Source organism: Bacillus mycoides (assembly GCF_001757995.1).
GTDB classification, from domain to species: Bacteria; Bacillota; Bacilli; order Bacillales; family Bacillaceae_G; genus Bacillus_A; species Bacillus_A mycoides_B.
On the sequence record NZ_LXLV01000060.1, the window covers coordinates 1 to 23748 of the forward strand.

At 34.1% G+C, this 23748-nt stretch carries 21 protein-coding genes and 2 pseudogenes; 9 read left to right on the forward strand and 14 right to left on the reverse strand.

The window, feature by feature from the left end:
- Positions 1–221 precede the first annotated feature (221 nt).
- Entirely contained in the window at positions 222–935 is a 714-nt protein-coding gene (locus tag BWGOE10_RS18215; RefSeq protein ID WP_070144483.1) for a response regulator transcription factor, read from the forward strand.
- Entirely contained in the window at positions 932–1990 is a 1059-nt protein-coding gene (locus BWGOE10_RS18220) for a sensor histidine kinase (protein WP_070144484.1), read from the forward strand. The genes BWGOE10_RS18215 and BWGOE10_RS18220 overlap by 4 nt, the downstream gene beginning before the upstream one ends.
- Before the next feature lie 970 nt (positions 1991–2960).
- On the opposite strand, the gene BWGOE10_RS33730 is transcribed toward BWGOE10_RS18220, so the two are convergent.
- Positions 2961–3092, reverse strand: a complete 132-nt coding sequence (locus BWGOE10_RS33730; RefSeq protein WP_257149419.1) for a hypothetical protein — start codon at positions 3090–3092, stop codon at positions 2961–2963.
- 670 nt (positions 3093–3762) lie between these two features.
- Between BWGOE10_RS33730 and BWGOE10_RS18225 the strand changes: the two genes are divergently transcribed.
- Both BWGOE10_RS18225 and BWGOE10_RS18230 read left to right on the forward strand, forming a co-directional pair.
- A complete protein-coding gene (locus BWGOE10_RS18225) occupies positions 3763–4683 on the forward strand; it encodes a DUF7018 domain-containing (lipo)protein (protein ID WP_002205046.1) in 921 nt (306 codons plus the stop codon).
- A gap of 173 nt (positions 4684–4856) precedes the next feature.
- The gene (locus BWGOE10_RS18230; protein ID WP_033732631.1) at positions 4857–5402 is read left to right on the forward strand and encodes a DUF7018 domain-containing (lipo)protein; all 546 of its coding nucleotides are present in this window, start codon (positions 4857–4859) and stop codon (positions 5400–5402) included.
- Positions 5403–5769: 367 nt separating this feature from the next.
- Here BWGOE10_RS18230 and BWGOE10_RS18235 read toward each other — a convergent pair whose 3' ends face one another.
- The 8 genes and pseudogenes from BWGOE10_RS18235 to BWGOE10_RS18270 form a co-directional block, all read right to left on the reverse strand.
- Positions 5770–6330, reverse strand: coding sequence for a GNAT family N-acetyltransferase (locus tag BWGOE10_RS18235; RefSeq protein WP_081338182.1), 561 nt, complete (start codon positions 6328–6330; stop codon positions 5770–5772).
- Between the two features lie 578 nt (positions 6331–6908).
- Positions 6909–8338: pseudogene (locus BWGOE10_RS18240) on the reverse strand (IS4 family transposase).
- Positions 8339–8587: 249 nt separating this feature from the next.
- Positions 8588–8980 (reverse strand): GtrA family protein, encoded by a 393-nt coding sequence (locus tag BWGOE10_RS18245; RefSeq protein ID WP_002199977.1) that lies wholly within the window; start codon positions 8978–8980, stop codon positions 8588–8590.
- Positions 8981–9496: 516 nt separating this feature from the next.
- Entirely contained in the window at positions 9497–10858 is a 1362-nt protein-coding gene (locus BWGOE10_RS18250) for a sensor histidine kinase (protein WP_070144485.1), read from the reverse strand.
- Positions 10846–11508, reverse strand: coding sequence for a response regulator transcription factor (locus tag BWGOE10_RS18255; protein ID WP_001062743.1), 663 nt, complete (start codon positions 11506–11508; stop codon positions 10846–10848). The genes BWGOE10_RS18250 and BWGOE10_RS18255 overlap by 13 nt, the downstream gene beginning before the upstream one ends.
- 51 nt (positions 11509–11559) lie before the next feature.
- Positions 11560–12318, reverse strand: a complete 759-nt coding sequence (locus BWGOE10_RS18260) for a lantibiotic immunity ABC transporter MutG family permease subunit (RefSeq protein WP_070144486.1) — start codon at positions 12316–12318, stop codon at positions 11560–11562.
- 1 nt (position 12319) lies between these two features.
- Entirely contained in the window at positions 12320–13072 is a 753-nt protein-coding gene (locus tag BWGOE10_RS18265) for a lantibiotic immunity ABC transporter MutE/EpiE family permease subunit (protein ID WP_070144487.1), read from the reverse strand.
- 3 nt (positions 13073–13075) lie between these two features.
- Positions 13076–13780, reverse strand: a complete 705-nt coding sequence (locus tag BWGOE10_RS18270; protein WP_070144488.1) for a lantibiotic protection ABC transporter ATP-binding protein — start codon at positions 13778–13780, stop codon at positions 13076–13078.
- Between the two features lie 332 nt (positions 13781–14112).
- On the opposite strand from BWGOE10_RS18270, the gene BWGOE10_RS18275 reads away from it, so the two are divergent.
- Positions 14113–14583 (forward strand): hypothetical protein, encoded by a 471-nt coding sequence (locus tag BWGOE10_RS18275; protein WP_236735951.1) that lies wholly within the window; start codon positions 14113–14115, stop codon positions 14581–14583.
- A 112-nt stretch (positions 14584–14695) separates the two neighbouring features.
- Here the strand turns inward: BWGOE10_RS18275 and BWGOE10_RS18280 are convergent, their stop codons facing one another.
- Positions 14696–15142: a hypothetical protein gene (locus tag BWGOE10_RS18280; protein WP_048517271.1), complete on the reverse strand. Its 447-nt coding sequence runs from the start codon at positions 15140–15142 to the stop codon at positions 14696–14698.
- A gap of 493 nt (positions 15143–15635) precedes the next feature.
- Here BWGOE10_RS18280 and BWGOE10_RS18285 point away from each other — a divergent pair, with 493 nt between their 5' ends.
- Together BWGOE10_RS18285 and BWGOE10_RS18290 are read left to right on the forward strand one after the other, a co-directional pair.
- Positions 15636–15968: a hypothetical protein gene (locus tag BWGOE10_RS18285; RefSeq protein ID WP_070144489.1), complete on the forward strand. Its 333-nt coding sequence runs from the start codon at positions 15636–15638 to the stop codon at positions 15966–15968.
- A gap of 668 nt (positions 15969–16636) precedes the next feature.
- The gene (locus BWGOE10_RS18290) at positions 16637–18310 is read left to right on the forward strand and encodes a M4 family metallopeptidase (protein WP_070144490.1); all 1674 of its coding nucleotides are present in this window, start codon (positions 16637–16639) and stop codon (positions 18308–18310) included.
- Between the two features lie 509 nt (positions 18311–18819).
- Here the strand turns inward: BWGOE10_RS18290 and plsY are convergent.
- Together plsY and BWGOE10_RS31855 are read right to left on the reverse strand one after the other, a co-directional pair.
- Positions 18820–19452 carry a glycerol-3-phosphate 1-O-acyltransferase PlsY gene (plsY, locus tag BWGOE10_RS18295; protein WP_070144491.1) on the reverse strand — a complete coding sequence of 211 codons (633 nt, stop codon included), beginning with the start codon at positions 19450–19452 and terminating at the stop codon, positions 18820–18822.
- Positions 19453–19569: 117 nt separating this feature from the next.
- Positions 19570–19760 (reverse strand): annotated as a pseudogene (locus BWGOE10_RS31855) (3-hydroxyacyl-[acyl-carrier-protein] dehydratase FabZ); the annotation flags it as partial.
- A 146-nt stretch (positions 19761–19906) separates the two neighbouring features.
- On the opposite strand from BWGOE10_RS31855, the gene BWGOE10_RS18305 reads away from it, so the two are divergent.
- Positions 19907–20896: a ketoacyl-ACP synthase III gene (locus BWGOE10_RS18305; protein WP_070144492.1), complete on the forward strand. Its 990-nt coding sequence runs from the start codon at positions 19907–19909 to the stop codon at positions 20894–20896.
- Positions 20897–21057: 161 nt separating this feature from the next.
- Complete coding sequence (locus BWGOE10_RS18310; protein WP_070144493.1) at positions 21058–22488, forward strand: IS4 family transposase; 1431 nt, start codon at positions 21058–21060, stop codon at positions 22486–22488.
- A gap of 349 nt (positions 22489–22837) precedes the next feature.
- Here BWGOE10_RS18310 and BWGOE10_RS18315 read toward each other — a convergent pair whose 3' ends face one another.
- Both BWGOE10_RS18315 and BWGOE10_RS18320 read right to left on the reverse strand, forming a co-directional pair.
- Positions 22838–23287, reverse strand: a complete 450-nt coding sequence (locus BWGOE10_RS18315) for an NUDIX hydrolase (RefSeq protein WP_070144494.1) — start codon at positions 23285–23287, stop codon at positions 22838–22840.
- A 171-nt stretch (positions 23288–23458) separates the two neighbouring features.
- Positions 23459–23748, reverse strand: a 290-nt coding sequence (locus tag BWGOE10_RS18320; protein WP_131798978.1) for a DDE-type integrase/transposase/recombinase, incomplete at its 5' end; no start/stop codon positions are given.

The window sequence follows — 23748 nt, forward strand, 5'->3', positions numbered from 1 at the left end:
GTAACAATTTATGTATGTCGAACAATTAAGAGGGCTTCCTGCCATCCCTTGTTCGAAGCCAATTCATCTCCCACCTACTCACTTCGCGTTCCTTGAGGAAGGAGTCTTCTTGGCTAAAATGATAAAAATACTAACAATTAGAAAAAACATTTTACAATATTATAAGTGGATCAAAAAAAATTTCTTTTATTATTGATAAAGGAACAGAGGAGATTTTATGTATGAAAACAAGAATTGCAATTATAGAAGATGAAGATAATATCCGTGAAATATGCAAACGGTACTTAGAAAGAGAAGGATATGAAGTATACACCGCTGTAGACGGAGAAGAAGGTTGGAATTTATTTCAGCAATATCAACCAGATCTCATTGTTTTAGATTTGATGATGCCGAAAAAAGATGGATGGGAACTATGTGAGGAAATTCGCCTACACTCTAATGTTCCTATTATTATGTTGACTGCTAGGGGAGAAGAAAGAGATCGAATTCTGGGATTAACAATAGGCGCGGATGATTATGTAACAAAGCCGTTTTCGCCTCGTGAATTAGTATTAAGGGTACAAATTTTATTACGAAGAGGCAATCAAGCAACAATACAAGTACAAGAACCAGTATCAGAAATAATAAGATTCCTAGATTTAGAGATTCACCCAACCAATAGACGGGTATTTGTATGTGGGCATGAAATTGAGTTAACAGTGAAAGAATTTGAGGTACTTCATACTATGGCAAAACATCCAAGACAAGTATTTTCAAGATCTCAACTTCTTGAAAAAATTTGGGCTTTCGAGTATGAAGGGTGTACAAATACAGTAACAGTTTTAGTAAGTCGCCTACGTGAGAAATTAGAGAAACATACAACAAAGAATCGTTGGATTCATACAGTTTGGGGCATAGGTTATAGCTTTGAGCCAGATGGAGGAAATGAAATATGAAGTTACGGGTTCAATTGTTATTGATGAATTTATTAAGTACGGGTATTATGTTAATCTCTATCTGGTATAGCGAAAGGCAAATGTTACTTAGACCAGAACAGACACGGTTATTTACAGTAATCGTGATTGTAGCACTAACTATTTCAACGATTATTTACTGGCTAATGACACGTCCTATTATGAAATCAATCCAAAATTTAATTGCATTAACCAAACAATTTAGTGATAGACATTTTGAAACGATGTACATAATAGGGAAAGAACCAGAAGAGTTTAAAGAATTAGCCACAGCTTTTCAAGAAATGGCACAAAAATTAGAAGAAAGCTTTACTAAGTTAGAAAAAGGAGAAAAAGAACGTACTGAGCTAATTGCGAATATTTCGCATGACTTACGAACTCCTCTTGCTAGCATACAATTGATGATAGAAGCGTTACAGGATGGTTTAATTGAAGATGCTGATATGAAACAACAATATCTAACGACAATCCTAAACGAAATACAACGATTAAGTGGATTAATTAATGATTTATTTGAGCTTTCTAAGTTAGAACTTGGACAAGTAGCATTTCATCCAAGTTTAACACATGTAGATAGCATTCTATTAAAAGTAATAGATTCACACGCTATCCTATTGAAAGGTAAAGAGATTGATTTGCAATTACGTGTTTCTGATACATTGCCAAAACTTTGGATTATGCCATGTAAAATAGCACGAGTTATTAATAATTTGTTACATAATGCGATTCGTCATTCTCCTACATGTGGCAAAATCGAGTTAATTGTAGAGAAAAATAATCAGAAACAGCAAGTTATATTCACTTTGCGTGATGAAGGGGAAGGGATTTCCTATAATGAACAATTACGTATATTTGAACGCTTTTTCAGAACAGACCCATCAAGAAGTTCACAATCTGGAGGATCAGGACTTGGACTTGCTATTGCAAAATCACTAGTGGAAATGCATAAAGGAGAAATTGGTGTTCAGGATCGTCCAGATGGAAAACAAGGATGTGAATTTTGGTTTACTCTTCCCGTTACACTAGAAAAGAAATAATGCGGTTGCAAGACTTTTTTGTCAGCAATCAATGTATCTAGAAATGAAAAATCCTTCAAATTTTCTGAGGGGTTTTTCATTTACATAAGCGAAAAAATGTGAATCACGAAAATAGAAAAAAGAATCCCTTATTTCTTTTGGATTCTTTTTTTTCTAAAGCTTGCTCACACAAATGATCTGCACATCAATTCATCTTTGAGATACAGATCATTTGTATGATAATTTTTATAAATAATTGCTAAATAATGAACTTACATTACTGCTTTTAAAAGTTCTTGAACGAATGGAAGTACTCCACATACAAATGATAAAACTGCCATTGCGATTGCCATAGTATTTCCTCCTCTGTTGTTGATGCTAAGATGTGATTTATCTTTATGCTTTTATTATAGTAAGCGCTTACATTTTTATCAATACATTATTATATGCAATATTTCATATAGGGAGGTAACGAAATATCACATTTTCGCATTAAGACATGTATTAGAAATTAATTGTTCCCTAAAACAAAAAAATGAACTGATTTCTCATAGACAACTGTAGTGAGGTGGAATTTTTGTTTTGGGGTACTCCAAAATATTAGGTTGATGGGCATGGGGTGCCGCCACATGCCCATCAACTTAAGGGAAATAAATATCCCCAAAACGAAAAAATGAGCTGACTTCTCAAAGTAATTACCTGTAGAAAAAGAAGATTTTCATTTACCCTTACTTAGTAAATCGTTGTTCTCACACTATTTTATAAATTATCGTTCTTTATTTTAAATTAACAGCAATACAAGGAATGAATATACAAATAAAAACGCACAATGAATTACAGAAATTATTAATAGTTTCATATTATTCGACCATTCTCAATGCAGTTCTTTAAGTTTAAAAACCTTGCTTTAGAACCGAAATACTCTCTTTTTAATGTAGTTAAAAACTTTCATATTTTCGTTAGTTTGATAGCACTAGGGATAGTCTCCCTATTAATATTCAAATGGTAGGTCAGAAAAAACCTGTCCTTTCTCCTCTTCATGACCTTCACCACATAATATCGCAGCCGGTATAATTAATCCTTCCGTTAACGAAAGCTCTATCATTTCTTCTTTACTTTGCATATTTTCCACCTCGCATATCATAAAATATTATATTAAGATGGAATGGTTTGTCTAATCATGTCGAAAAAACAGAAGAATATATTTCATCAAATTTTTTCTGTAAATTTAAATTTACAGTCTATTTCTGGTTATTTGTGACGGATAATGTGTGTCATTGCTGAACTAATAAGGATTACCATACATTCCCATCAAGCTAAAATTTTATAGTACCCCCAGAACGAAATTTTGGACTAACTTGTACCAAAAAAGCTCATTTTTTCGTTTTGGGGTATTTGCTTTTCTTAGCTTGATGGCGATGCGGCTGAACCCCTAAATAAAAACAAGTAAGAAAGTGGAGTGCAATTTATCTAAGAATATAGAATTTCTAACAAAAATTCTATATTATGTTATATAATGATGTTAACAAACCATATTTTAGGAATTACCCCGATTGTGTAGAATGTATATTTTGTTTTGATGAGCTAAAATATTTAGCTAAAAGAACTTGTAGCGGGGCCTGTTACAAGTTCTTTTATTTTATTTGGAGAATTACTTTTCATTAAATGAAAATACGAAAAAAAAAGAGGGATTTCCTTTAAGGACAAAAAATGAGCTTATATTTGTTTATTTATTTTATGTTACAGTTCCATATGTTAGTCAATTACAATACTGTTAAGAAGGAGTATACATAATGAAAGCAAAGAAACTTATAACGTTAGCACTTCCAATTATGTTGATGGGAGGTTGTGCTACAGATAAAACAGAGACGAAAGCAAAAGATAAAGTAGAAGCTAAGTCAGAGACGAAGGAAAAGGTAGTAAAGGAAAAGATGTCGAAAGAAGACTACCCTGACCACATGTATAAGTTAAAAAGTGATTTAGAGTACGAACTGAATAACTTTATGCAATTAGCGGCTCAAACGAAAGATAAGAGCAATGACATTCATAAATTAAACAAAGAACTGTATGAAAAAGAAACTGAAATACAAGGTATCATATCTAAATTCCATAAGATTGAACCACCAAAAGAGTTTGAGAAAGAACATGAGACAATCTTAAAAGGAGTAGACTGTTATAGTGAATCCTTTACACTCATAGTTAAGTCAGCAAAAAGTAATTCTATAACGAAAGAAAAGACACAGAAGTCAAAAGACTTAGTACTAAAAGGTAATGATTATATAAATGAGGGGTATGGCGACACACTATCTGATGCATTAACAAAAGCATCAGCGAAGAAATTAGAGGAACAGCAAAAGAATGAGAAACCTTCAGAGTTCCCGAAAGACAGTAAAGAGTTTGTAGGTGAATGGGGTCACATCGAAGGTTCTGAATTTGTTAAGGCATTAGACTTTAAAGAAGATGGTACATATACGATTTTCGATGATAAAGGTAAAACATCATTCGAAGACAATCATATGACAGGTAGATGGTCTTACAAACCAGACTCGAAACAATTCACAATGACTATTGGTGAGTATGTAAAAGACGGTCAAAAGATGGATACAAGTCAATTAAACGGGTCAGTAGACTATACGCTAGAAATCTTCTTTGAGGGTTACTTAAACATGGTAGACGGAAAAGGTAACAGAATAGATGTACAAAAACGTAAATAATATAGTATAAGCCATTATAAAGGTACTTGGAACAGAACGAAGTAATGTAAACAATAGGTTGTAACAGGTTACTGGTCAAAAGGTAGCCTGTTTACATACAAGAAACAATATATTAAAGGGTATTCAAAATGAAAGCAAAGAAACAAGGATCACAAACAAAGGGGTATATAACAATGAAACGGAAACTATTAGCAGTAGCGTTACCAATTATGTTAGTAGCAGGGGTAGGATGTTCAAATAAAGACGTTGCAGAAGATAAGAAGACTGATAGTCTGCAAGTAGCGGAAGCGGATAGTCAAGAAGTATCAAAAGGAAAAGAAAAATCAGACAATCAAAAAGTGTCAGAAACTAAAGCAGAGAAAGAGTACAAGGGTAAATTAAACGCTTTACTAGAAGACCTAACGAAACAAGCATTAGAATTAAGTGATGTCTTAAATAACGACAAGACAGTACATGATAAAGCACCTGAATACATAGAGAAGTCTGAACATCTGAAAAAGACAGCAGATAAGTTAATCGAATTAGACCCTGGCGAGAAGTATGCAGACGTACAAAACACTGTAAAAGACGCTATGTATGAAGCAAAGGCTGGTACGCTTTTAATAGCGCAAGGATTAAACTTGAAAGCCGAGGATTTAGTTCAGAAAGGTTCAGAAAAAATGGAGAAAGTTTCTAAATTACTACTTGAAGTAGATAAAAAGTTGAAAGCGCTAAAATAAAAGAGGGGGTATAACACATACCCATCAAGCTAAGATTTTAAAGTACCCCCTAAATGGAAATTTTGTGTTTTTATAGCATCGAGGTTTATTTTTCTCTTTTTGGGGATAACTTGTTTTCTTAAGTTAATGGAAATGGGGCAACCTGTTCTGTTAGGTTGATGGGCATGGGGTAGCACCAACAAAACGCGAATTTCGTACGCTAAGGTACAATCGAGCTTGATTCTTAAAAACACAAGTCGTGGAACAAGCAATTCTATCGTATCGAAGAAGATAATTAGGAGTTCCTTATCTTATTTTATTAAAGTGTTCGTTCGATAAAACAAATAAAAGGCAGACGATTTTACTGGTCTGCCTTTTGAAGTATCATTTAAGCTTTCTCGTTTTCCCAATCTTTTCTAAGTAACCCCATAATATGAATGTCATGGTAACTACCGAACCTAAATAATTCTTCTTTTAAAGTCCCTTCTACGGAAAATCCGCATTTTTCATAAGAAGCGATAGCTCTTTTGTTGTAACTAAACACTTGGAGCTTGACTTTATTTACATTCATATAATTGAAAATAAAGTCAACCAGTATTTGCATTGAATCAGTTCCATAACCTTTCCCTTGATATTCAGGACCTATTGAAACGCCAACGTGACAAGTACCATTTTTCCAGTTCACCAAGTAAACAGCTATTGTCCCAATAAAGATTTTTTCATCTTTAAGTTCAATACCAAACATGTAATCCTCTTTATCAGAACTTATTTCATTAAGAAATTTTTCATGGTCACTCTCAGTAGGAGGAAATGGTATTCCATCATTCATTAATAACCGGCTCTCCATTACATCTTCAATGTTATAGTAGTTTCCGTAATCCTCTTTTGTTATTTTTCGTAGAGTGACTTTATTACCTGTTAAAAATCTTTTACTATATTGCTTAATCAAATTAATATCCCCCAATTAATACGCAGGGGTATGCAGTAAGGGTTATTTTACTGTACCCTTGCGACGTTTTTTTGTTCCTTTAGTTTTTTTAAAACATCTACTGCAATGCTCGTTAACATAGGCTTATCTCCCTTTTCTCTAGATAATAAAAGTATATATTACATTTTAAGAATTTTCAATCATTTCATCGAGGCTAATGAAAGAAGTAAACATTCAAGGGGTAGCTAAAAAAATCGTTCCAAAAACGATCGTTTAAGGTACTTTATTGAGGTCTAACGAAACTAACAGAAATATGTTCAAAATCCTGTTCCAAAACTCATTACCAAAAACAAAGTGCCGTAACAAAGAGTAAATATCGTTTATGGAATTCTCTTAGCGTACGGTAAACTCAAGTTTTTTAACTTAAAAATCCCTTAGCGTACGAAATTCGCGTTTTGTTGGCGAGACCCCATCGCTATCCAGCTAAGCTCATACAACGTCAATTATAGTAGAGGTTGTTTCTTTTTTCTAAAGGGCAAGTGTAGGTAATTTGAAAATTTGCATACGAAATAAACCCTAACGGGTTTCGCTTTTTTGAATTAAGCGGCTTGATTATCAGACAGGGTACAATTGTAAACGACACCTAATATATCAAAGACCGTTTTTTTCTCATATCGATGAGATTTCCGTCCGTTTTGCTGTAGGAGGTTGAACAGGCGAAGTAAAACCTTTGATAGCTCTTGGGTGTCTTTCTGTATAGCTTGGAAAAGAAGAAGAAAATAATCTTTAATCATATATATGGCCTTATACTCACTCAATTCTCGTTTCTTTTTCATAAGAAGTAATTGCCGCATTTGAAACATGATAGAAGAACAGAGTAGAATGGAAATCAATTGTCCATACAAATGGCACTCCCATCTTTCTCGTTTTATCTTTTTACACTGATGAATTTGAAAGAATGACTTCCACGTTTTAAATAAAATTTCGATTTGCCAACGTAAAGAATACCAATCATGTACTTGTCCCATCGGGACAGTATCTGTGGGGGTGTTTGTCATATATACATTGATACCACTGAGTCGTTTACTACGAGGAGAATACTTCATTCCTTTCTTTTTTTCTCTTACAATTTGATCTTGTAATCGTTTTTGTTGTTGTTCTTTTGTTAGCCGATGAACAATCACACGAGTTGGTACTTTATCAGTCATTCCTACATAAGCGTCGGATACTTCACATGTTTGTCCTGGTTGAAGAGAGTTCATTAAGACCTCCATATCTATCTGTATATACTCTGTACCTTTCTTGATTCTTCCATCTTGAAAATAATCAGGGGTGGGATTTTTTGATAAATACGTGTATTTGATTTAATACGAGAGATATAGTAAGCCCTTTTATCTTGTATATGTTGAAGATCTTTCAAGTGAAAATAACCTAAATCTCGGATACATAAATCATTCGCTTTCACAGTTGGGACACACAGAGAACCATAGGTTCGATCATGTTGTTTACCTGGACCTGTATGCATATGTAGGAACTGTCCACTTAATAGATCATACTCAAGCTGAATCTTCACCCCCGCTGTATGGCTGCATCCTCCTGCACCTGGATAAACAGATGAAAATACATCGGGAAGTTGAAATGCAGTTGAATCTAGGATACGAATACGCTTGAAAATAGAAGTGTATGGAGAAGAGAACAGCTTAGTTGAAGATAACTTTTGGTTGAGAAGTTCGGCTAACACTTGTTGTAGAAATTGCACGGCTGTGGCATTAAATCTTTGATTCAGTCCTTCAGGACTGATGAGCACTTCTGTTGATGCTTCTAAACAGCTACATAACTGAGTTAAAGAGGTTTTAGCGACATTTTGACTAATCCATACACATAAAGCGACTAAATCTTTTGCTTGGTACTTACTGGTTCGTTGTACAAAACCAACATCTCTAGCAAGATCTCGTAAGAAATTTGGAGATAAAGAGTTTTGAATTTCTTGAGCAAATAGTTGTAATTCATCAGATACAGAAATAGACATACAAAAACGCCATCCTTTCCTATGATTCTACAGAAAGAATAGCGCATTTTTTCATTTTAGAGGGTATTTTTATTGTTTATTTTGATGGACATATATGTTGACCCATAGGAATATATTGTTAATTAGCATTTTAAAAGCCGTTTTCTAAGAGACCAGCCTTTACTATTATTCAACTCTAAATCCGCAGTCAGTTCATCCATTACATGTTTCATTAGGTATAAAAATTTTGCTTCCTCTGTCAATTTCTCTTTATACTATTCTTTCGGATTTCGTAACTAATATTTTTTTCGATAAAATATATGTAAAAGGTATCGCAGTCATTGATGCTAGGAAAGGTGAAATTATTTCATTTAAACCTACTAAGTCAACTAAAATATAAATGCCGACTGTTGTAACTACAAAGTTAACGGCATATGTTAGTGGGAATTGTAAAAATTTCTTTAAAGTCGGTTTTGTTTTGTAAGTAAAGTACGTATTCAGAAAAAAAGAACCTATTATGCCTATTCCAGTAGCAATAATATGTGCTGATAAATAATTTAACCCTATTAATTGACTTAATAAAAGATAGAATATGTAATAATTCAGGGTATTTGTACATCCCACTATAATAAAACGAATTACTTGTTTATTAAACACTTTCAATTTAATTTTCTCCCTATCTATAATTTGATTAGTCCTTCTTTATATACTCAATATACTAATACACACTGAGAAATATTTAGGGCTATAATTAAAAACAGATCTTTTCCTTTATTTTCTAAATACTATTATATACTAAAGGGTTAAGTTAGGTACATTCCAAATTAGATTTCCCAATATATAGGGCAAGCTCTGTAATAGGAGGCGGTTTCGTAAGATGGTTTTATAAATCATGGAAAAGTTATATACAGACAGTCAAAATAATAAAATATCCTTTTTTATTACAAGAAATCCTAAAAATTTCGTTCTAGGGGTTGCAATAAATCTTTAGCTTGATAGCGATGTGGTGCTACCCCATCGCTATCAAGCTAAGATTTTAAAGTACCCCCTAAATGGAAAATTTGTGTTTTCTATTTCACAAACTCAAAGTAAAATAGCCCATAGAGCCACATATTCGCACACATTCTCTATAAAATCTCATCTATTATGAAATAGACAAAGCCTCGTCTATCCTCCCTTCTACACTGATATTTCCAAAACAACTTTTGCACCGCACAGCTTTTCTGAATTACTTAAGTAAATATTTCCACTATGCTGCTTTGCAAAGTTTTTCGCAATATATAGTCCGATTCCATGATGATGTTTTGAGTTTCTACTTTTATCGCCTCTAAAAAATTGCTCTGTAGCTAAACTCATTTCTTCCTTTGTAAATCCTCTTCCTGCATCCTCGATAATGAACTGGACCTTACTATTACTAGTCTCAACTGTGAACAGTAAATCACCATTTACCGGGGAATATTCAATGGCATTCATCATCACATTCATAATGGCCCTTTTTAAAGCAACCTCATCAGCATAAATAAAATTCGGTATATCCTTAACCTCTTTCATTACATGTAACTGTTTGTCCAAAGCACAAATTGCACTTTCTTCTATTAGATCATCAATAAAGTTTTGAAGCTCTATTTGCTTAAATTGAAGTGAAGTAACTTCCTCACATTTCGTAATGTCGAGCAAAGATTTCATATACATCTCCATTTCAGCAACACTTTTCAAAATATGCTCATTACATTTCCCCTGATGCGAATCCAGCATGAATTCATTTAACAACTCGGCATTCCCTCTCAATATCGTTAATGGCGTTTTGACATCATGTGCTAAAGCAGCAATTTGTTCTCTTCTATTCGTTTCCATCTCCCACTGTTTACGTAAGGAATCGTTCAGTTCTTCTTTCATTTTTACTAAGGAATCTAATATTTCATTCACTTCTATTATTCTAGATTGCTCTACTTGAAAATCTAAATCTTCTTTTTGAATTTTATCCGTTACCTTTTTCAAAATCAGCATTTCTTTTGACAATGATTTGCCAAAAGAACGAGATAGAAATAACACTTCTGCAACAAATAATAGAATAAAAGAGAAAATCAAAGAAATGTCCGGGATTGGTAAATACTTCTGCAACACAGGATTTTTATAACTCGTATGCAAAGTATATAAAACGACACAAATATTTTTATTTCGTTTTATAACTGCATAGTAGTATCCATCGCCACCTATTTCGTTGTTCTGTACGTTATCCCATATTTTCCTCGCATCATTTTTATGAATATTCCCTTGAATGATGTTTCCTGAAAAGTCATACACAGCATATTTATATTGTTTTAAAATCCGATCATCGCCCTGTTCTGCTTTTACTATGGCGTCTCTTTGCGATTCAATCTGTTTCTCATAATAATTTGCCGGAAGAATCATCCCCGTGTTAACTCCAATACTGAACAAGCTAAGATGAAAAATGACTAAAGCAATTGTCCCTATTGAAAATACGAAAATATACCGTATGAAAATTTTGCGAAGATTTATTTGTTTTTTTACCTTTTCCATTTATATCCGATTCCCCACACTGTTTCTATTGGATTCATGCCATACTTAGATAATTTATAGCGAATATTTTTAATATGTTCCACAATGACTTGATTGTCACTGTCGCCATCATATCCAAAAACATTTTCATAAATCTTTTCTCTTGAAAATACTTGACCGTGATTCAGAGCTAAATATTCACAAATTCCATACTCGCTTTTCGTAAACGGGATAACTGTATCGTCATACCTTACTTCTTTACATGATAGATTAAATGTAAGACCTGACAGAAAAAAGGCATTTTGTTTTTCTCTATGTTCACGTCTTACATGTGCTGACACTCTTGCACGCAGTTCACCAATTCCAAAAGGTTTTGTAATATAATCATCTCCGCCAAGACTAAGCCCTGTGATCAGATCCTTTTCCATTGTTTTAGCAGTTAGAAAGACAATAGGACTATCTACCAAGTTTCGGATCTCCTGACAGAGTGTAAATCCATCTACTTCCGGCATCATGACATCTAATAGAATTAAATCATAATGACAAAATTTGTTCTTTGAAATTGTAAGAGGATTACTAACGGCAGTTACCTCATGTCCTTCTTTCTCTAAAGCGCTTTTTATAATATAAAGAATGCCTTCTTCATCATCAATTGCTAATATTTTTGCCATACAGGTCCCCTCCTCCACCTTCCATTATAATGATGTTTTTACAAAATGTGTTTACATTTCTTTGCGCCCTTCATAAAAGGAAAACCATATAAGTGACATAACAAATGCAATGATCGTTAAGCAAATACACATAACTACTCCCATTTGAGTATCTACTTGTAAAGCATGAAACGAATCTGGATTCAATCTGTATGCAAAAAAACTACTACTCAATCTCATCCCCCACGCACACGGAATGTATTTCCAAATCACATCCCCCAGTCCGGTAAGCATTAAAGCTGCCAGTAAACTTTCTATAATGCCAATCCCAATGGAAGCACCTTTACTAAAGCGAAAGCTTAGGAACAGATGAAATAGATACATAAAGATTTGACATCCAAAAAGGACGAAAGAAATCTCAACATAGACAGACAGTGGAAATTCATTCTGCCCTAGCACAAAATGAAAACCTGCCGCAAACCCAAAGACTGCCAATATAGTAGAACAAAATCCGCATATTAGCAGTAAACAAACTTTACTAATAAATACTTTCCGCCTCCCGTATTCTGTTGATAAAAGTTCTTTAAAATTCCCGGCCAACGCTTCCTGTTCCACAACAAAAGAACATACAACACTAATTAAGAGCGGAAAAGCTATTGATAATACTTGTATATAGCCTGGAACCTTACTCATAGAATCAAGTTTTGAAAAGGAGTAATAACTTAAAAACAGAACAATCCCGATAATTGGCATCGCTATGTGTATCCAGAAAAAAATCGTACTCTTCATCTTGAGAAAATCAGCTCTTAATACCCTTGGTAAAACTCCCATTTTAGTTTGCCTCCTGCTTTTCAAACCATTTTGTTGTCATATAAGTGAACAAAAGGAACAACACTACCGAAATGACCACGCCTGGCAGTATAACAGAATAGGAAAGAAGTTCTGGCGTAAACGTTACACTCTCTGGTTTTGCATACAAACCATTCGGTAGTATTTTTACAATCGGAATCATGAGTCTGCTTGGATATGTGAATGGATTCATCCACCACATACTTTTTGTTGCAAATAGAATTCCTAAAAATACATTTGCTCCCATATTTAATAGAATTGTCGGAAATAGACCTATCTTGTTACCTAAAAACAAACATATAGGAATTTGCCACATAAAAGTAACGATCAAAACAATGCTTCCTAATAACACATTCATCACAGGGATTATTTGGAAATTATCTTTATTTACTAGTAAACTAGATAACTGTATGCCACAGAAAAAAATCATGCAGGAACAGATCAAAATTCCTAAAACCAATAATATTTTAGAAATCCATACTTGTTTTAATGAAATGGGTAAAGGTAAAATAGCCCGATTATTCATTCTTTTATCCTTCTCGGCAAGAAGTACACAACTTAAAGAAAGCATTCCAGGAAGAATAGTAGTGTACCACCAGTTGTAACTAGATAGTTGAAAATAATCCCCCGATAATAAAAAAGCAAGCAGCATCGGAGCTAATGGAGCTAGCCAGATAAGTTTATTTAAAAAAGTATGTCTGATTTTGATTTTTTCAGATACAAGATATGGAATCACTTCTTATGCCTCCCTTCTATATTTTCCCGCCACTTGTATAAATAAGCTTTCCAAATCAGTATTCTTATTCAATTCTCCTTGATACCCCAATACACCGTTCGATATAATCCCAACATGATTTGCAACCTGGCTTACTTCGCTTAAAATATGACTGGATAAAATGACAGTAATTCCTTTACTAGGGAAAGAAAGAATCAATTCTCTTAATTCCTGTATGCCAAAAGGATCCAGTCCATTCATTGGTTCGTCTAATATTAAAAGCTTCGGATGATTCAGTAATGCAATGGCAATTCCCAATCGCTGCTTCATTCCCATCGAAAATTTCCCTGCTTTTTTCTTACCTGTATTCTCTAGCTCTACAACACTCAATACCTCATCAATTCTTGACTTCGGCAATCCTAAAGCAGTCGTACGAACGAGCAAATTTTCTCTTGCTGTTAAATTTTCATAAAGCGGAGGTGACTCAATTAAAGCTCCAATAGAATGTAAATCGTGCCGCGTCCATCTATGACCATCAAAATGAATCTCACCAGAAGTAGGCGTAAGCATGCCCGTTATCATTTTCAAAGCGGTCGATTTCCCTGCCCCATTAGGACCTAACAATCCATAGATTGAATGTTTCGGTACAGAAAGCGAAATATTTTGTACCACACTTTGCTTTCGAAATGTTTTGCAAAGATTTTTTGTTTCTAACATAATCTCATTCATTCTAATCTTCCTCCTCGTATATTGTGAGTATAGAATAAACGACAATTATAAGGATTCTATAAGGAAAATGAAAAAACATAGGGACAAAGAAAAAGCTCTTTTGTATAAAGTTAAAAAAGTTGTTTCTGTAGAATCATAGGAAAGGATGGCGTATTTTTTCATTTTAAAGAAGAATACATTTCTTAAGTTGATGGCAATAGGGTAGCACCACATCGATTACCAGAGAAAGATGGCACATGGATGTTATTAAAATGGTAAATGGATGTTATATAATACATAAGTATTCGATAGATCGTTAGTGTCTATATTATAAATGGGGAGGCTTGAAATACATGGACAGCGTATTGCCTATTGGAAAGAAACATGGATGTTTTACTATAATCGGTGGTTTTGAAGTATATCAAGAAGAAGTTGCTAAAAAGAAAATTGCAGACCTAGAACAAAAAAAGCAAAGGTTTATAAATGGGGAAATAATTTCTGATAATAATTTTGAGTCTGTAGATGTTTATGATAGATTCATACAAAATTGGAAGTCTTACAAGAAATACCAATGCCAGTGTAAATGCGGAAAGGTATGTTATTATGATGAGACTACTTTATTAAGAAAAAGATGGAGGGATTGTGGAGAAAAGTGTGGATTAAAACAAGACCGTGAGAGAAAAATGATAGCTTCATATCCTAGAGTAAAAGATAAAAGTTATGATATTGATTATTTATATACCACACATGAATCATTAGAGGTATTAGAATGTATTGGGGTCTCGCCACATCGCTATCAAGCTAACCAAAAAAATACCCCCTAAAATGAAAAAATACGCTATTCTTTCTGTAGAATCAATCGAACGAATTCGTTCGATATCTTTTATTTGGATAAAAACCACCGATTCATTAAATCGGTGGTCTTATGTTTATATATTATATATTTGTATCAGTATCGAATTTTTCCAGTACTTTTAATAAAATAGTTAAAATGATTGTGGACACAATAGCTACAATTAAAATACCATGAGGTGATAACTGTACCGAAGTTAATCCGATTTTTGCGATTCCAAAATATCCAACATAAGTAGCTAAGAATGATGTAACTACTGAAATTGTAAATCCTAAAAATCCTAATTCGTCTAGCTTTTGCTCAGTCAGTCCACATACACTTAAAATCTTAGTAAAAATAGTCGCAACGAGGAATAATCCGATAGATAAAAGGAATAATGAAATTGCTCCAGGATATACAATTTCATCTGGCATCCATTTTCCTAATGCTAGCATTAAAAATGCAGGTAGGAAAAGTGGTAAAAACAGTCCTAGAATTATTACTAAGCCCGCTGTTTTATTCGGTGTTTCATTATTATTTTGATTACTCATAAATCCTCCTAAATACTAAGATGAAAAATAACTTCTTAAAGAGTTCAATATATATTACCACATTAAAATCACCGAATTGAAATTATTTTTTATTCAGAAAATCGAGCGGGTTATCTACTATTTGTAAGCTGGGTACTCGGTGTTTTACTGTATACGTTATTTAGGGTTACCGCCAGCATTTCGGAAAAACCCCACGCTAAAAGCATGCAAGATTTTATACAGTTTTTCGGCTAATCTAATAACAAACGAGAAACCTAAAACCGCGCCATAATAGGAATGTATAAAAAAATGCATAGGTCCATAGAACGAAAAAAGGAGGTTCCCTTGTGTGAGTAGGGTTCCTCCTTTTTCCTTGCTACCGATAATGAGACGTTATGTCAACCTCATATGTATAGAATATACATTTATATCCTTTAATACATTCAGGATAAATATTCCATTTATTACTCATTTTGTGTAAAATTACACTTATATAAGAAAGGGGTGTAATCAAATGGCTTTTGAATCACTTCCTACTTGGTTTTGGAGTATTTATTATACTTTTCTATTGTTAGCTTTTGTAACAGCTCTGTACAACTTATTTAAGAAAAAAGAGAAGTGGTTGTCTGCTTCTGTTGTTTTGACTGCTCTTCTTGTTCCATTTGTTTCACTGCTTTATAGCATAGGACGACCCGAAGGAAAGAATGAAGCAGAACATTTGATTGACGAACTCAAAAGAGGAGAACCTTGGTCTATACTTGTCATTGTAGGTTATATGCTCATTCTCTTCTGGTTTATTCGTCCACTCATTAACAAAGGGAACCAACTGAAAAATAGGAAGATGTGAAGCGAAAAACGGACTTCCAATAACGATAATTATGTAAATAAGCTGTCCATATGGGCAGCTTATTTTATTTTTTGCTTAGCGTGGTTTTTTTCCGAAATGCTGGCGGTACCCCATGCCCATCAAGCTAAGAAATCAAGTCGCCCCCAAAACAAAAAATCTCACTTCTGATCTGAAAAAAGATTGGAAAAGTCAGCTCTTTTTTGTTTTGGGGGTGTTTTTTTTCTTAAGTTGATGGTGATGTATGGTGCCCCCTACTAGGGAACTATCAAAACATAACATTTCAGGTAATGATTCTGCTACTATTTGTATATGAATAAGCCAACAGGTAGCGAGTGATTCCTTAATTCAATTGTGTACTTAACTAATTATTAAATGATATTTGATTCCCCTTCTCGCTTAAACCATCATTTGAATTTTTTATAAAATCTTTATTTCCCAATTTATATTTATATAATATGCGAAATTGCATATTCATTATGAAAACCTAGAAAACTCAACAGTTTAAGGTCTTGTACAACCAAAATATAAGTAAACAAACCGGAATAATTTTAATAATCTCCCATTTTTTACAATTCCCTACCTTTACAGAATATATATATGAAAATATAATTTTAAAAAATATAAATATTCTGTTTATATCAGGATGTAAAAACAAAGGAGAAGAAAAAATGAAGAAATCCGTCGTTACATTACTAGCAACCGGAATGGTTTTAGGCGCTCCATTTTCAAGTGCCTTTGCAGCCGAACAAGTATCACAGCAAGAAGCTTTGAACAAAATGGAAGTCGTTCAAAAACAGTGGAATGATGAAAAAGGAAATCCATCCTTCCTTTCAGGTGAACTATCTGATAAAAAGGTAGCTTCAGAAAAAGCAGTAAAATCGTTCCTTGAAGAAAATAAAGAATTATTTAAAATCAACCCACAAACTGACTTAACACTGAAAGAAGTAAAGTCAGATGATTTAGGAATGAAACATTATGTGTACATTCAATCTATTAATAAAGTTCCAGTTGATGGGGCACGTTTCATTGTACATACAAATCGTGATGGAAAAGTAACAACAGTAAACGGAGACGTACATCCCGCTGCTGCTGACCGTATGAAAGGAAATACAAAGGCAAAGATTTCAAAAGAAACTGCCCTTTCAAGTGCATGGAAACATATTAATCTAGCAAAAAAAGATACATTGGTAGAAACAAATGGGACTTCGTTAGAACAAATAAAAGAACAAGCAAACTCTACAAATGAAAAAGCAGATTTAGTTATTTATGAAAAAGACGGGAATTATTACTTAGCTTATAAAGTACAATTACAATTCTTAAAACCTTATGGAGCAAACTGGCAAATCTATGTAAACGCAGCAGATGGAACAATTGTAAAGTCATATAATGCAGTTACAGATGCAGATACTCCGCAAAAAGGCTATGGTAACGGCGTACTTGGGGATCGAAAAAGCCTGAATACAACTTACAGCAGTCAATATGGAAAATACTATTTAAAAGATACAACAAAGCCGATGAACGGCGGCTTCATCGTTACAAATACAGTAAAAAATGCCACAAATTGGCAAGCTCCAACTAATTACTCTCTATTCGATGCAGATAATGCTTGGGTAGATAAGAGCCAAGGTCCTGCAGTTGATGCTCATTTTAATGCAGGAAAAGTATATGATTATTATAAAAATGTTCATAACCGCAATAGTTTTGACGGAAATGGTGCAACGATTCGTTCTGGAATCAATTTCGGAACCAACTACAATAATGCATTCTGGAATGGACAACAAATGATTTATGGAGATGGTGATGGTGTTGAATTCGCACCGCTGTCAGGTTCGCTTGATGTTGTTGCACACGAACTAACACATGCGGTAACTGAAAAATCAGCTAATCTTGAGTACTTAAGTCAATCCGGGGCACTAAATGAATCTTTTTCTGATGTATTTGGATATTTTGTTGATCCAACCAACTGGGATTTAGGAGAAACTGTATATACGCCAAAAGTTGCAGGAGATGCACTTCGCAGCTTATCAAATCCTGAAAAGTATGGCCAACCTACTCATATGAATAACTATCAATATTTACCAGAAACAGAAGAAGGAGACAATGGCGGCGTACATATCAATAGCGGTATTCCAAATAAAGCTGCTTATTTAACAATCAATGCTATTGGTAAAGAAAAAGCAGAAAAAATCTATTACCGTGCTTTAACAACGTACCTTACAGAAAAAAGTGATTTCAGCGAAGCACGTGCTGCTTTATTACAATCTGCTGCTGATTACGACGGCGTTAATAGTGCCACATATCAAGCTGTGCAAAAAGCTTGGAATGACGTAGGAGTAAACTAATAGTTTCATTGATAGAAGAATATAAAAGGACAAACTTGCTAGGAGTACCTGGCGAGATGTCCTTTTTTCACTGTATTAGAGGTATGACATATGCCCATCAAGCTAAGAAAAGCAAATACCCCAAAATGAGAAAATTGACATCTCCAGATGAAAATATATAATTTTTTTGGGAGTTATAAAATTCTTAAGTTGATGGATGTGGGGTAGCACCACATCGCTATCAAGCTAATAAAACAAAATACCCCCTAAAATAAAAAATACGCTATTCTTTCTGTAGAATCATAGGAAAGGATAACGTATTTTTTAATTTCTTCTATTCAATGTGTACGTTAATATTTACGCATGATGTGATGACTTATATTAACCCTTTATTGCTACTAAGGTAGGAGATATACCAAAAATAGGATTATAAAGTACATTTTTCTTGAGTGGCTCCAAAAGTAAAGAATCGTTGCCGTCCCCCTTAAACGGTTAACTAACCCCAATTTTTTTCTATTTTGACGACATGCTCAACGCCGTGGAAAAATAAGTTTATTTTCTGTTCCTAAAAGCAGCCTTTGTATATTTTCCATATGCCTGAAAATAACCATAAACGCCATGAGGAATGCAAATATATAAAAATATAAGGTATTCCCAAAAACAGGAATAAATGAAATGACCGCGACAAGCAATGTAGCACATATTGTACCTAAAGAGACATAACGGGTTAAAGCTACTATTATCACAAAAAAGCCAAGGCATAAAAGGGCCATAACCCAGTCAACCATAAACAGTACAGCCACTGCTGTAAGTGCTCCCTTGCCTCCTTTAAACCCAAAATATACCGGCCAGTTATGCCCTATAACCGCCCCTGCGCCCGCCGCTAAAAGGCTTACGCAATCTTTAGCCTCTCCCGAATAAAAGTAAACGCTAAGGAACAAGCCAATATAACAGGCAATTACCCCTTTTAATATATCTCCCGCAAGAACAAACACCGCAGCAGATTTCCCAAGTACCCTCAGAGTATTGGTAAGCCCGGCGCTTTTGCTTCCATGGCTTCTTATGTCCTTGCCGTATATTTTCCCTACAATCACCGCTGTATTAAGGCTTCCTAAAAGGTAACCCAAAACTAAGGCCGCAAAAATCTTTAAAATATCAATCATCACTCTTCTCCCTTTACATTATTCTGAATTTCTTTTTTTCTACATCAATACAGGGTTTTAGCATTGTTCTTCTCCAGAAAATTTTTCAATAAACTTCCACTTATTTATTCATGTTAAAAGGGCATCTACAATAAGGACGACGCGCATGACTGAATAGTCAGAAAAATGACTAGTAAAAATCCTTCTTTAGTTACAACATTTTGGATCTAAACTGCACGCTTTCCTTCTTCTACTTCAATGATCCGATCAATTAATAAAAGGGGATAACGATGGGGAATAATTTCTTCAATTTGTTGAATATTGAGCATGAATGTCTCTCCTTTATACCATAGCTAGATATTTTAGTTAGTTTAATTTCCAAAAGTAAAATGTTCGAATATTGACAATAATTAGTATCTGGTACTATTATTTGATTATATAACTAAGTATTAAAATAGTAAAGGGGGATAAATGTATGCAATCAAAAGCAAGAATTACAGCTATTGGTACCTATGTACCTGAAAAAAAGCTGACCAATGATGATTTAGAAAAATTAGTAGATACAAATGATGCATGGATTGTACAAAGAACTGGGATGAAGGAAAGAAGAATTACTGGTGATAACGAATATGCCTCTACATTAGCTTTTAAAGCTATTGAAAACTTAGTGGAACGTTATCATAAAAGTCTTGTCGACGTGGATTGTATTCTCGTTTCAACAACTACGCCTGACTACACTTTTCCAAGTGTAGCCTGCCAAATACAAGAGTATTTTAATATTCAACATACAGGTGCTGTTGATTTCAATGCGACTTGTGCTGGTTTTACATATGGATTACATCTGGCGAATGGTTTAATTACATCTGGCCTTCATCGCAAGATTTTAATTGTAACGACAGAAACCTTATCTAAGATTACAGACTATACAGATCGAACTACATGTATCTTATTTGGAGATGGAGCCGCAGCTGTTTTAGTAGAGAAAGATGAAGAAGAGTCTAGCTTTATAGCTACCCATATCGGGACAAATGGGGAAGGAGGTATGCATGTATATCGTAAAAATTTATCTACTACCATGTTTGGAAATCCTTTAAGAACACATGGGAAGATAGTTCAAAATGGAAGAGAAGTATATAAGTGGGCAGCACGGACACTACCAATTGGTATTAAAGAATTGTTATGTCAAGCAGAGTTACAACTGGAAGAGGTGAACTGGTTTGTTCCACATAGTGCTAATTTACGAATGATTGAATCTATATGTGAAAAATCAGGTTTCCCACTGGATAAAACGTTAACAAGTGTAACATACATGGGAAATACTTCTTCTGTCTCCATTCCATTAGCATTAGACATAGGTATGAATGAAGGAAAGGTGAAAAAAGGGGACACTCTCTTACTCTATGGGTTTGGAGGAGGTCTTACACACGCTGGACATATCATTAAATGGCATTTAGCAAAGGAATAGGAGATGAAATATCCAATAGTAACATAAACGTATTTTATTACATTAAAAATCTTTATAGGGATTCTGTTCCATCGCTATAAAGCTAATTTTTTGCACTACCTTTAAAGCAAAAAAGGCGTTATCCTTTCTGTAGAATCATAGGAAAGGATGGCGTTTTTTGTATGTCTATTTCTGTATCGGATGAATTACAACTATTTGCTCAAGAGATTCAAAACTTTTTATCTCCAAATTTCTTACGAGATCTTGCTAGAAATGTTGGTTTTGTACAAAGAACCAGTAAGTACCAAGCAAAAGATTTAGTCGCTTTATGTGTATGGATCAGTCAAAATGTCGCTAAAACCTCTTTAACTCATTTATGTAGCTGTTTAGAAGCATCAACAGAAGTGCTCATCAGTCCTGAAGGACTGAATCAACGATTTAATGCCACAGCCGTGCAATTTCTACAACAAGTATTAGCTAAACTTCTGAACCGAAAATTATCTTCATCTAGGTTGTTTTCTTCTCCCTATACTTCTATTTTCAAGCGTATTCGTATTTTAGATTCAACTGCATTTCAACTTCCAGATGTATTTTCATCGGTTTATCCAGGTGCAGGAGGTTGTAGCCATAAGGCTGGTATAAAAATTCAACTTGAATATGACCTTTTAAGTGGACAGTTCCTCCACGTTCATACAGGACCAGGTAAACAACATGATCGAACCTACGGTTCTTTGTGCGTCCCGACTGTGAAAGCGAATGATTTGTGTATCCGAGATTTAGGCTATTTTCACCTCAAGGATCTTCAACATATACACGATAGCAAAGCTTACTATATCTCTCGTATTAAATCCAATACACGTATTTATCAGAAAAATCCTAACCCAGATTACTTCCGAGATGGACGAATAAAGAAGAGTACGCAATACATTCAGTTAGATATGGAGACGGTAATGAACTCTCTTCAACCAGGACAAACATGTGAAATAGCTGATGCATATGTAGGTATGATTGATAAAGTGCCAGCTCGTGTAATTGTTCATCGATTAACAAAACAACAGCAACAAAAACGATTACAAGATCAAGCTGTAAGAGAAAAAAAGAAAGGAATGAAGTATTCTCCTCGTAGTAAACGACTCAGTGGTATCAATGTATATATGACAAACACCCCTACAGATATTGTCCCTATGGGGCAGGTACATGACTGGTATTCTTTGCGTTGGCAAATCGAAATTTTATTTAAAACGTGGAAGTCATTCTTTCAAATTCATCATTGTAAAAAGATAAAACCAGAACGATTGGAGTGCCATTTATATGGTCAATTGATTGCCATTCTACTCTGTTCTTCTATCATGTTTCAAATGCGCCAATTGCTCCTCATAAAGAAAAAACGAGAGCTAAGTGAGTATAAAGCCATATATATGATTAAAGACTATTTTCTACTTCTATTCCAAACTATACAAAAAAACACACAAGAGCTATCAAAGGTGTTACTTCGCCTGTTCAATCTCCTACAGCAAAACGGGCGGAAATCTCATCGATATGAGAAAAAAACAGTCTTCGATATATTAGGTGTCGTTTACAATTGTACCCTGTCTGATAATCAAGCCGCTTAATTCAAAAAAATGAAATCCGTTAGGGTTTATTTCGTATGCAAATCTTTCAATCTCCTACACTTGCCCTTTAGAAAAAAGAAACAATCTCGACTAAAATTGACTTTGCATAAGCTTAGCTTGATAGCGATGTGGCGGTACCCCTAGTTATAACCATGTTCATAAAGTGTGTAAACAAATCAATGTTCAATTAAACTTAGGTTTTTATCTTTTTGAACATGTATTCATCTTGTAGGGGTCCCGCCAACATAACGCGAATATCGTACGCTAAGAAAAAAACTTTGCTACATATGTAATGTAAGCAAAGTTTTTTTAAATTGTTTAATTCTCGCTCCACTATCGGCTTTGTTAACTAACACTTTAATTGTTTTAACAGCCTTTTGTTTAATTCCCACAATGCTGTTTTGTTACTATCCCATTTCAAAAGCGTTATTGCTTCCTCAAAGCATAGCCATTTATAATTGAAGTGTTCTTTGGATAATTCAATATTTTTTGTAGGAACTTTAACTCCAAAAGAAAATTCTTTTATTACATAAACATCTTCTCCCCAAAGAAATCCACCAACTACATCCTCTACTGGTAGTGAAGACACAGAATCTAGTTTTATATATGGACATTCTCTTATAATACCAGCCTCTTCAAACGCTTCCCGTTTTGCTGATTCAATAGGAGTCTCACCATCTTCTCCACCACCAGCTATTCCTTGCCAATAACCATAATCACTTCGATTAAAAATGGCATATTGAATGGAATTATCAGTTTTTATATAAGGAAATATCAATACTTGATACGGTGCTCTCATTGCTTAACCTCCTCCCGAAAAAATATGAACAATTTATTCACTAACTTGCTATTTTAGTAAATAAAGAGCCGACATCAAAATTCTACATTAATAATGCAGGTTTATGGGGTTCTGGTGCAAATACTTAGGAAAGATATAAAGAGGCGCAAAGTTTCCTAGTGGAATCTAGTCTTAAGCAACAATTCCAAATAGTTGATGGATGAACTTCACTTGATTTTGCACGGACTTGTCCAGTAAAATAAGTTGCCCTTTTTTTACCATATGCATAGCTTCTATTCCAGAAATAATGGATGTAGCTGTGCGAAAGGATTTCAATCCTAACATCGAACGAACTCGCTTTTTAATAAACCGATGATCTTGTTCCACTATGTTATTGAGATATTTCACTTGCCTTAGTTGGATGCCTAATGGCATCTTTTGTTCTTTTCTCAATTCTTCAACTGCTATAGGATAAGCTGGAT

What these genes read in the sequence shown, in the direction of transcription:
- plsY (WP_070144491.1), bottom strand. Translation starts at nt 19,452, where the DNA reads ATGATTGATATTTTAAAGATTTTTGCGGCCTTAGTTTTGGGTTACCTT.
- BWGOE10_RS18225 (WP_002205046.1), top strand. Translation starts at nt 3,763, where the DNA reads ATGAAAGCAAAGAAACTTATAACGTTAGCACTTCCAATTATGTTGATG.
- BWGOE10_RS18215 (WP_070144483.1), top strand. Translation starts at nt 222, where the DNA reads ATGAAAACAAGAATTGCAATTATAGAAGATGAAGATAATATCCGTGAA.
- BWGOE10_RS18250 (WP_070144485.1), bottom strand. Translation starts at nt 10,858, where the DNA reads ATGGAAAAGGTAAAAAAACAAATAAATCTTCGCAAAATTTTCATACGG.
- BWGOE10_RS18255 (WP_001062743.1), bottom strand. Translation starts at nt 11,508, where the DNA reads ATGGCAAAAATATTAGCAATTGATGATGAAGAAGGCATTCTTTATATT.
- BWGOE10_RS18315 (WP_070144494.1), bottom strand. Translation starts at nt 23,287, where the DNA reads ATGAGAGCACCGTATCAAGTATTGATATTTCCTTATATAAAAACTGAT.
- BWGOE10_RS33730 (WP_257149419.1), bottom strand. Translation starts at nt 3,092, where the DNA reads ATGCAAAGTAAAGAAGAAATGATAGAGCTTTCGTTAACGGAAGGATTA.
- BWGOE10_RS18280 (WP_048517271.1), bottom strand. Translation starts at nt 15,142, where the DNA reads ATGAGTAATCAAAATAATAATGAAACACCGAATAAAACAGCGGGCTTA.
- BWGOE10_RS18310 (WP_070144493.1), top strand. Translation starts at nt 21,058, where the DNA reads ATGTCTATTTCTGTATCGGATGAATTACAACTATTTGCTCAAGAGATT.
- BWGOE10_RS18275 (WP_236735951.1), top strand. Translation starts at nt 14,113, where the DNA reads ATGGACAGCGTATTGCCTATTGGAAAGAAACATGGATGTTTTACTATA.
- BWGOE10_RS18260 (WP_070144486.1), bottom strand. Translation starts at nt 12,318, where the DNA reads ATGGGAGTTTTACCAAGGGTATTAAGAGCTGATTTTCTCAAGATGAAG.
- BWGOE10_RS18290 (WP_070144490.1), top strand. Translation starts at nt 16,637, where the DNA reads ATGAAGAAATCCGTCGTTACATTACTAGCAACCGGAATGGTTTTAGGC.
- BWGOE10_RS18220 (WP_070144484.1), top strand. Translation starts at nt 932, where the DNA reads ATGAAGTTACGGGTTCAATTGTTATTGATGAATTTATTAAGTACGGGT.
- BWGOE10_RS18230 (WP_033732631.1), top strand. Translation starts at nt 4,857, where the DNA reads ATGAAACGGAAACTATTAGCAGTAGCGTTACCAATTATGTTAGTAGCA.
- BWGOE10_RS18305 (WP_070144492.1), top strand. Translation starts at nt 19,907, where the DNA reads ATGCAATCAAAAGCAAGAATTACAGCTATTGGTACCTATGTACCTGAA.
- BWGOE10_RS18285 (WP_070144489.1), top strand. Translation starts at nt 15,636, where the DNA reads ATGGCTTTTGAATCACTTCCTACTTGGTTTTGGAGTATTTATTATACT.
- BWGOE10_RS18270 (WP_070144488.1), bottom strand. Translation starts at nt 13,780, where the DNA reads ATGAATGAGATTATGTTAGAAACAAAAAATCTTTGCAAAACATTTCGA.